This window comes from Moorena sp. SIO3H5 (assembly GCF_010692395.1).
Classification (GTDB): Bacteria; Cyanobacteriota; Cyanobacteriia; order Cyanobacteriales; family Coleofasciculaceae; genus Moorena.
In genome coordinates this window covers 1-4,962 of sequence record NZ_JAAHHS010000505.1, presented here as the reverse complement: position 1 = coordinate 4,962, position 4,962 = coordinate 1, and the positions used below count along the sequence as shown (strand labels likewise).

Below are 4,962 nucleotides of genomic sequence, written 5' to 3'. Positions count from 1 at the left end.
ACGTGTGCTCTTACGAGCACCATCACAGCGAGCCAGGCGGCCTGTAAAAAGGTGGTTATCAAAAATATTTACAAAAGGTTTCCGGAAAAAGAAAACCAAGATAAATGCAAGGAATATGTCACGCAACTCAAAACCCAGGCTTTTCTAGACAATCCTTTACTGCACAGACTTGTCAGAAAAGAATTCCATAGAGGTCATTCTTGGGTTAAAAATCAAATAGTTTATCAGCAAGTTGGTTACAAATGCCAGAGAATTTCGCGAAACACTTACCAACTAGAATTAGCTGGACTAACAAGAGGAAAAAGGAACAAGATAGTTGTCAAGTCTAACCGAAATATAAAAGGACAGATTAGGTTAATTTACAATCAAATCCTACAAAGATTTGAGATTCACTTTTTGGTAGACCATGGAACCGTAGAAATTCCACCCGAACGTCAAAGTGTCGGAGTGGACAAGGGGTATACGGAGGCTTTATATGACTCAAAGGGTCAGGCTCACGGAGAAGGACTTGGAAAAGTAATCACAAAAAAATCGGATCGTATATGTGCTAAAAACCGTAATAGAGGAAAACTTTGGGCACTTCACAGAAAGTTAGAAAAATTAGATCCAGCTAAGTCAGCACGAATACTCAAAAATAATCTGACCAGAAAAACAGAAAATCGTCGTTACAGACGGAATCAATCAGAATTAACGGCCATAATAGGAGCAGCTTCTAAATCTCTCTTTAACGGGGAGTCATTGAAAGTATTTGCAGAAGATTTAACACAACCAATTAAAAACAAACGTCAGTCTAAGGCGGTATCCCGCAAGCTAAATAGTTGGATAAAAGGAGTAATGCGGGACTCTTTGCAGAAATGGGCTAATTGGACTGGCTCGGTTGTCACAGAAATTCAGCCTAGTTACACGTCGCAAATTGACTTCAGAAATGGAACCCTATTAGGGAAAAGGACTGGGGACAATTTTACCGGATTTGATGGGGTCGTGTTGCAGGCTGATTATAATGCTGCCAAAAACATCCTTGCTCGCGGTACCGACTTCGAAATAACTCGGTATATGAATAAGACCGAGGTTCAGGCGGTATTATTGCGCCGTACCGCGCGTTGTCTGAAAGGAATGGGACTGAGTCTGCTTGATGCGGTTGAGCTTGGTTGGCTTGACTCAAAACATAGCAAAACTCAGGCTTTCAAACAACTCCTCATCGAGATATGAGGAACGCCTAGACAGACGAGTGGCAGGTTTAACTCCAATTACTGTATGACCACCCCTCACTCAGGCGACAATAAATTGAACCTTGACCGTTTTGTACGGATTTATCCCGATTAATGACGGTTTAAGAGTATCTCAAACTACAGCACAATTATGTACAGCATGATCACTGTAAAAGGCAAATCATCAAGGCAAATCATCAATGGCGGTTTTGTCCAAAGTTATTTGTCTAAAGTTAATTGAAAATTGACCATTGATCATTGACAATTAACAATTAACAATTAACAAATGACCAATGAAAGCCATTGTAATGACCGCTCCTGGTACACCTGAAGTGCTCGAACTTCAGGATGTACCAGCTCCCACAATTAAAAACGACACAGAAATCCTGGTGCATCTTCATGCTGCTGGTGTTAATCCCATTGACACCAAACTGCGGCGTAGAGGCACCGTTTACCGTGACCAAATGCCCGCTATCCTAGGCTGCGATGGTGCTGGTGTGGTAGAAGCTGTTGGTGCTGGTGTCGATAAATTCCAGGTTGGTGATGAGGTGTATTTCTGTGCTGGGGGATTAGGATTATCTGGTACAGGTAACTATGCCGAACTAGCTGTTGTTGATCAGTCCTTAGTTGCCCACAAGCCTAAATCCCTCTCCTTCCCTGAAGCCGCTGCTGCTCCTCTAGTACTGATCACTGCCTGGGAATCATTGTATGACCGAGGACGCTTGGAAGCAGGACAAAAGGTGCTGATTCACGCAGGTGCTGGTGGTGTTGGTCACGTTGCTATTCAGCTAGCTAAGCTCAAAGGTGCTGAGGTTTGTACTACTGTCAGTTCTCAAGAAAAAGCTAGATTAGTGCGTCATTTAGGTGCTGACTATCCTATCCTTTACAAACAAACTAGCTTTGTCAAAGCTGCCTTGGATTGGACTGGGGGAGAGGGAGTAGATTTGGCGTTCGATACTGTGGGCGGTAAAACCTTTTATGACACCTGTGAAGTAGTGCGAGTATATGGGGATATTGTCACTCTCCTCCAACTAGACCCAGCCGAAGGTAATTTGAAGACAGCGCGGACCCATAATTTGCGCATCAGTCTAGAACACATGCTCACCCCAGCCTTGAAAGGACTCACTACAGCTCAACAGCACCAAACCGAGATTCTCCAGCAGTGTGCTAATTGGATTGATGAAGGTAAACTGAAAATTCACCTCAGCCAACGGTTCCCCCTCAGAGAAGCTGCTGCTGCTCACAACGCTATCGAAGCCGGTTCCATGACAGGTAAGGTGGCACTACTTATCCAATAAAGACAATAGTCACCAACACAAATAATCTCTAATAATGGTTTAAGGGTTCTAGCTTTCTAGATACCTAGAACCCTTATTCGCTTAGGTGCGCTTTCCATTGGGCGAGTAAATCGCTCTTGGGTCACACCTTTAGATGCGGACGAAAGGACTTGAACCTTCACGTCTTGCGACACTAGAACCTAAATCTAGCGCGTCTACCAATTCCGCCACGTCCGCTTACCGTGCGATTTAGATCATAGCATATATTTTAGCTTTTATGGCAACTGCTGGGGAAAATTTTCCCAAATCCCCCTTAAAAAGCCCCTTTATCACCTACAGCTCAACTCTCACCCCGCCCTGGAAAGCAACATACCCTTCAATAGGTTTCGCCTTCTCCTTGGTACTTGGGTAATACCAGGTTGCATCCTTAAGACCCCTTAGGTGCGCATTAGCACCTCAAGTAGGGTGGGCGTAGCCCATAGGCTTACCTACCATAGATGATAATCGCAATTGAAGGCTAGAATCCAGTCAGGAATAGTTGCCAATCCACCTCAGCCAAATCCATAGTTTGGTTAATTGTTCGCATCCTATTTCGACGAGCCCATTAGTAAACTAGTATAACTGGAGACCGCAAGTCAATATGTCTTTCACTGCTAGTGTCATTTCAGCAAAAGAATGGGGAGCTAAACCCCCAAAAAAATGGCCAGATACTACTAGACCACGATATATTATTATTCACCATACTGCTACTCCCAATGCCCCAAATGATCTATCGAAAGGAAGCTTATGGGGCTCAAGAAGTTTGGCTAGGAGTATTCAAAAATCCCACATGGATGGCTTTGGCTGGGATGACTCAGGTCACAACTTTTTGAATACCACGGGTGGATATTTACTCGAAGGTAGACAGGGTTCCTTATCAGCGATTAAAAAAGGACGTTCTGTCAGCTCTGCTCATGCTGGTAGTACTCTAGGTAACCAGTCACCGGGAATTGAAAATGAAGGCACCTTTATCAGCTACCGGATGAATGCCAAACAATGGAAAAGTTTGGTAGATTTATGTGTTTCGATTTGCAATACTACCAAGATTAGCCCAGACAATATTAAAGGGCATCGAGACTTTTCACCAACCCAATGCCCTGGAGACTGGTTGTACAGTCAATTGCCTCGGTTGCGCCGAGAAGTTCGTCAGCGCCTTGACTCCTCAGTTGAAGACTATCTCAGAGAAGGAGACACTGGTCTGAAAGTCAAAGAGCTACAGCAATCCCTCCAAACTCAAGGGTTTAGTCCCGGTCCAGTTGATGGCATTTTTGGTCCTGCTACTACCAAAGCAGTGATTTCCTTTCAGAAGTTTGAAGGACTAGATGCCAATGGATTAGTGGGTTCAAAGACCTGGGAAGCACTGAAAACTTCTTCTAAACCATCAGAGGAATCTCCTTCGGAACCAGGTAACAAGAAGCGGGAGCCTGTGCTGCTCCTTAACACCTACAAGTATTATCGTGGCTTACCTCACCAAAAACAAGCGATTGAGTGGCTAGAAAAACAACTACCAAAAGAAGTCTTGGAAGAGTTTTCAGAAAGATGGCGTAATGATCAACCCTCATCTGCGTATCTTCCTTTAATTCAAGGAGCAGTTGGATCAGAAGTAGAGGAACTACAGCAGCGGCTCCAAACCCAAGGATTTTATTCTGGTGCAACCGATGGTGATTTTGGCTCTCGGACAAAATCTTCTGTGATTGCTTATCAGAAAGCGAAAGGATTATATGCTGATGGGATTGTAGGTTCTATAACTTGGTCTACTTTGAATTTTGACTAATGGTAATGGTAAATTTTGAATTGGTTATTGGTAGTTTGCGATGACCCCTTAACCATTAATCTATACAAGAGGTGCGCTCTTCTTGGCGAATTAAATTCGCCAAGAAGAGCGCATTTAGCCGGTATTTGGGAATCCTTATGGTGGTCTTTAGTAAAGGCTACAACTGTAGGCTATGGTGATAAATCTCCCGTTAGTTTTGTGGGGCGTTTGGTGGCAATTGTTTGGATGTTTACTGGATTATTCGTGGTTGCCTACTTCACAGCAGCCATCACAGCTGATCGTCTTGAATCGAATATTTCTGATCTTATCGATCTATTCGGAAAACAGGTTGCTACTGTCGCAGACACGACCTCTGCCAGATATATGAATCAACAGCCAGTCAAGCTGATTGAATTTGAGCAGGTGGAAGATGCATACAAAGCTCTCAAAGCGGGGCAAGTGCAGGCTCTAGTTTATGATTCACCAACCTTACTTTACCAAACGTCACAAAACCGAGAATACCAGATTGTAGGTGAGTTGTTTGCTGAACAAGACTACGGCATAGTTTTGCCTCAAGGTAGTCATTATCGTGAGTCAATCAACCGAATTATTTTGCAATTACAGGAAGACGGAGAACTCACCAACCTAGAGCAAAAGTGGTTTCCTTGTGACATACTCCCACACA

Annotated in this window: 4 protein-coding genes, 1 tRNA gene and 1 pseudogene; 4 read left to right on the top strand and 2 right to left on the bottom strand. The window is 43.7% G+C overall.

Annotated elements, in window-relative coordinates:
* Window positions 1-1,209: transposase (locus tag F6K52_RS32360; protein ID WP_293088570.1), on the top strand; the 1,209-nt coding region annotated here is incomplete at its 5' end.
* A gap of 292 nt (window positions 1,210-1,501) precedes the next feature.
* A complete protein-coding gene (locus tag F6K52_RS32355) occupies window positions 1,502-2,506 on the top strand; it encodes a zinc-dependent alcohol dehydrogenase family protein (RefSeq protein WP_293088566.1) in 1,005 nt (334 codons plus the stop codon).
* Between the two features lie 134 nt (window positions 2,507-2,640).
* On the opposite strand, the gene F6K52_RS32350 is transcribed toward F6K52_RS32355, so the two are convergent.
* Both F6K52_RS32350 and F6K52_RS32345 read right to left on the bottom strand, forming a co-directional pair.
* Window positions 2,641-2,722, bottom strand: a tRNA-Leu gene (locus F6K52_RS32350).
* Window positions 2,723-2,818: 96 nt separating this feature from the next.
* Window positions 2,819-2,908, bottom strand: a pseudogene (locus F6K52_RS32345) (DUF427 domain-containing protein); the annotation flags it as partial.
* 217 nt (window positions 2,909-3,125) lie between these two features.
* Here F6K52_RS32345 and F6K52_RS32340 point away from each other — a divergent pair.
* Both F6K52_RS32340 and F6K52_RS32335 read left to right on the top strand, forming a co-directional pair.
* Entirely contained in the window at window positions 3,126-4,298 is a 1,173-nt protein-coding gene (locus F6K52_RS32340) for an N-acetylmuramoyl-L-alanine amidase (protein WP_293088563.1), read from the top strand.
* Between the two features lie 15 nt (window positions 4,299-4,313).
* The coding region (locus F6K52_RS32335) for a transporter substrate-binding domain-containing protein (protein WP_293088560.1) at window positions 4,314-4,962 on the top strand (649 nt) is incomplete at its 3' end.

Coding starts and splice junctions, on each gene's coding strand:
- F6K52_RS32355 (WP_293088566.1), top strand. CDS start 1,502: ATGAAAGCCATTGTAATGACCGCTCCTGGTACACCTGAAGTGCTCGAA.
- F6K52_RS32340 (WP_293088563.1), top strand. CDS start 3,126: ATGTCTTTCACTGCTAGTGTCATTTCAGCAAAAGAATGGGGAGCTAAA.